Source organism: Mycobacterium sp. (assembly GCF_049683355.1).
Lineage (GTDB): Bacteria > Actinomycetota > Actinomycetes > Mycobacteriales > Mycobacteriaceae > Mycobacterium.
The window spans coordinates 1-3,049 of record NZ_JBAUJB010000469.1 but is presented as its reverse complement, the minus strand read 5'-3'; the positions used below and the strand labels follow the sequence as shown (position 1 = coordinate 3,049).

The following is a 3,049-nucleotide window of genomic DNA, read 5'->3' as shown; positions in this document are numbered from 1 at the left end:
AAGCGGCGGCTGTCGGTGTCCCAGTCGGGCAGCAGGTCTCGGATGTAGGGGTCCATGAAAACCAGCCACAGCAGGTTGCGGTCGGCTGCGGCGGTGTGCCCGATGTTGGGGTAGAGCGCTGCGTAGGCCGCGTTCCAGGCGACGATGTCCCAGTCCGGGGCGATCGCGAACGCCGGGTAGCCGGCCAGCGCGTCGAGGAACCGCTGGATCTGCGGCGGCGGCGGACCGTCGGACACCGCCGGGTCGGCCGTGTAGCCTCCCAGGGCCAGCACGTACTCGTGTTCGGCGGAGGTCAGCCGCAACGCGCGGGCGACGGCGTCGAGCACCTGCCGGGACGGGTTGATGTCGCGGCCCTGCTCGAGCCAGGTGTACCAGGTGACGCTCACCCCGGCGGCGACGGAGACCTCCTCGCGGCGCAGGCCGCTGGTGCGCATCCGCGGCACGGCGGGCAACCCGAGTTCAGCGCGCGGGGCGGCCTCGCGGCGCGCGCGCAGGAACTCGCCGAGAGCGAGGCGTTGCTGCGCGCGTCTGTCCACCGCACCTCAGGCTAGTACCGGGACTACCAGCATCACCGCCGACTTCCCGACGCGCGGCCGACGGGTCAGCGTGGACGCCATGACGGTTCTGAGATCACGCACGGTCACCCACGGTCGCAACATGGCTGGGGCGCGGGCACTGCTGCGCGCGTCGGGGGTGGCCGGCAAGGACATCGGCAAGCCCATCGTCGCGGTCGCCAACAGCTTCACCGAGTTCGTGCCAGGGCACACCCATCTGCAGCCGGTCGGCCGGATCGTGTCGCAGGCCGTCACCGCGGCGGGCGGGGTGCCGCGCGAGTTCAACACCATCGCCGTCGACGACGGTATCGCGATGGGCCACGGCGGCATGTTTTATTCGCTGCCGTCGCGGGAGCTGATCGCCGACTCCGTCGAGTACATGGTCAACGCGCACTGCGCTGACGCGCTGGTGTGTATCTCCAACTGCGACAAGATCACTCCCGGGATGTTGATGGCCGCACTGCGGTTGAACATCCCGACGGTGTTCGTCTCCGGCGGGCCAATGGAGGGCGGTGCCGCCGAGCTGGTCGACGGCACGGTGCGGACCCGGCTGAACCTGATCACCGCGGTCGCCGACTCGGTGAGCAGCGAGGTGTCCGATCCGGACCTGGCGCGGATCGAGGAGGCGGCCTGCCCGACGTGCGGGTCGTGTTCGGGAATGTTCACCGCGAACTCGATGAACTGCCTGACCGAGGCGCTGGGGCTGGCGCTGCCGGGCAACGGCTCGACGCTGGCGACCCACACCGCGCGTCGCGCGCTGTACGAGGATGCCGGTGCCACGGTGATGCAGCTGTGCCGCCGCTACTACGACGAGGACGACGCAGGCGTGCTGCCACGCGCGATCGCCGGCCGCGACGCGTTCGACAACGCGATGGCGATGGACATCGCGATGGGCGGCAGCACCAACACCGTGCTGCACCTGCTCGCTGCCGCGCGTGAGGCGGAGCTGGACTACACGCTCGAGGACATCGAGAAACGCAGCCGGGCGGTGCCCTGCCTGTGCAAGGTGGCGCCCAACGGGCACTACCTGATGGAGGACGTCCACCGGGCCGGCGGTGTCCCGGCGATCCTGGGCGAGCTGCGGCGCGCCGGGCTGCTGCACGAAAGCGTGCGCGCGGTGCACGCCGGTTCGCTCGCGGAGTGGCTGCGCCGCTGGGATATTCGTGGCGGTGCGGCGTCGGCGCAAGCCGTCGAGTTGTTTCATGCCGCGCCCGGATGTGTGCGGTCGGCGTCGGCGTTCTCGCAGTCGCAACGCTGGGAGAGCCTGGACACCGACGCCGCGGCCGGTTGTATCCGTGAGGTGCGGCATGCCTATTCGGAGGACGGCGGGCTGGCGGTGTTGCGTGGCAACTTGTCGGCGGACGGCTGCATCGTCAAGACCGCGGGTGTGGACGAGTCGATGCTGAAGTTTTCCGGGCCTGCTGTGGTGGTCGAGTCGCAGGAGGACGCCGTCGACGCGATCCTGGGCGACCGGGTGCAGCCAGGTGACGTCGTCGTGGTGCGCTATGAAGGGCCGCGGGGCGGCCCGGGTATGCAGGAGATGCTCTACCCGACATCGTTTTTGAAGGGCCGCGGACTGGGCACGGTGTGTGCGCTGGTCACCGACGGCCGGTTCTCCGGCGGCTCGTCGGGACTTTCGATCGGCCACGTCTCGCCCGAGGCCGCGGCCGGCGGCACCATCGCGCTGGTCGAGGACGGCGACCTCGTCACCATCGACATCCCGCACCGGACGATCCAGGTCGACGTCGACGAGGACGAACTGGAGCGACGCCGGACAGCATTGCTGTCGTCGGTCGGCGGCTACCGGCCACGGTCACGCGAGCGGGTGGTGTCGACGGCGCTGCGCGCCTATGCCGGGCTGGCGTTGTCGGCCGACAAGGGCGCGGTGCGCGACGTCGGTGCGGTGGGCTAGCTGGCGACGGCCTGGTCCGTTACCTTTTGCACCTCGACCAGGTTGTCGCCGTAGACGCCGGCGTTTCCGAGTGAGCAGTGCCGGTCGGCGGTGATGGCGTTGACCGTGGTGCCCGAGGTCTTTCCCTGCCAGTGTCCGACGTTGGCCATCACCAGCCCGGCAATCAGATCCGCCTCGTACACCGCCGGGCCCTGGAAGGAACCGCGGTCGTTGAACACCCGCACCAGGTCGCCTTCCTCGATACCGCGTTCGGCGGCATCGGTGGGGTGGATGAACACCCGCTGCCCGCCCTGAACCTGCTGCTTGTCGGCCGCGTTGCCATACTGGCTGTTGAGGAACGCGTGCGGTTTCGGCGAGATGATGCTCAGCGGGAAGCGTTCGGCGAGTTCGGGATTGGATTGTGCCGACTCGAACGGCGGGATGTAGTCGGGCACCGGGTCGACGTAGCCGCCGGGCTGCATCCCGTCGTACATCGACCGCCAGACCGGGACGACGAAGTTGCCGCCCGCGGCCAGGCTGGACTTGAACTCGCACTTGCCCGAAGGGGTCGGGAAGTTGCCCTCGGCGTGCGGCGCCCTCGTGT

At 69.6% G+C, this 3,049-nt stretch carries 3 protein-coding genes; 1 reads left to right on the top strand and 2 read right to left on the bottom strand.

The window, feature by feature from the left end; genetic code table 11:
- Nucleotides 1-536, bottom strand: a 536-nt coding sequence (locus WA944_RS26555; RefSeq protein ID WP_526374935.1) for a helix-turn-helix domain-containing protein, incomplete at its 3' end; no start/stop codon positions are given.
- A gap of 79 nt (nucleotides 537-615) precedes the next feature.
- Between WA944_RS26555 and ilvD the strand changes: the two genes are divergently transcribed.
- On the top strand, nucleotides 616-2,466 hold the full coding sequence (ilvD, locus tag WA944_RS26550) for a dihydroxy-acid dehydratase (protein ID WP_526374934.1): 1,851 nt from the start codon (nucleotides 616-618) through the stop codon (nucleotides 2,464-2,466).
- Here ilvD and WA944_RS26545 read toward each other — a convergent pair.
- Nucleotides 2,463-3,049, bottom strand: a 587-nt coding sequence (locus WA944_RS26545; protein WP_526374932.1) for a molybdopterin dinucleotide binding domain-containing protein, incomplete at its 5' end; no start/stop codon positions are given. The two genes, ilvD and WA944_RS26545, sit on opposite strands and share 4 nt — an antisense overlap.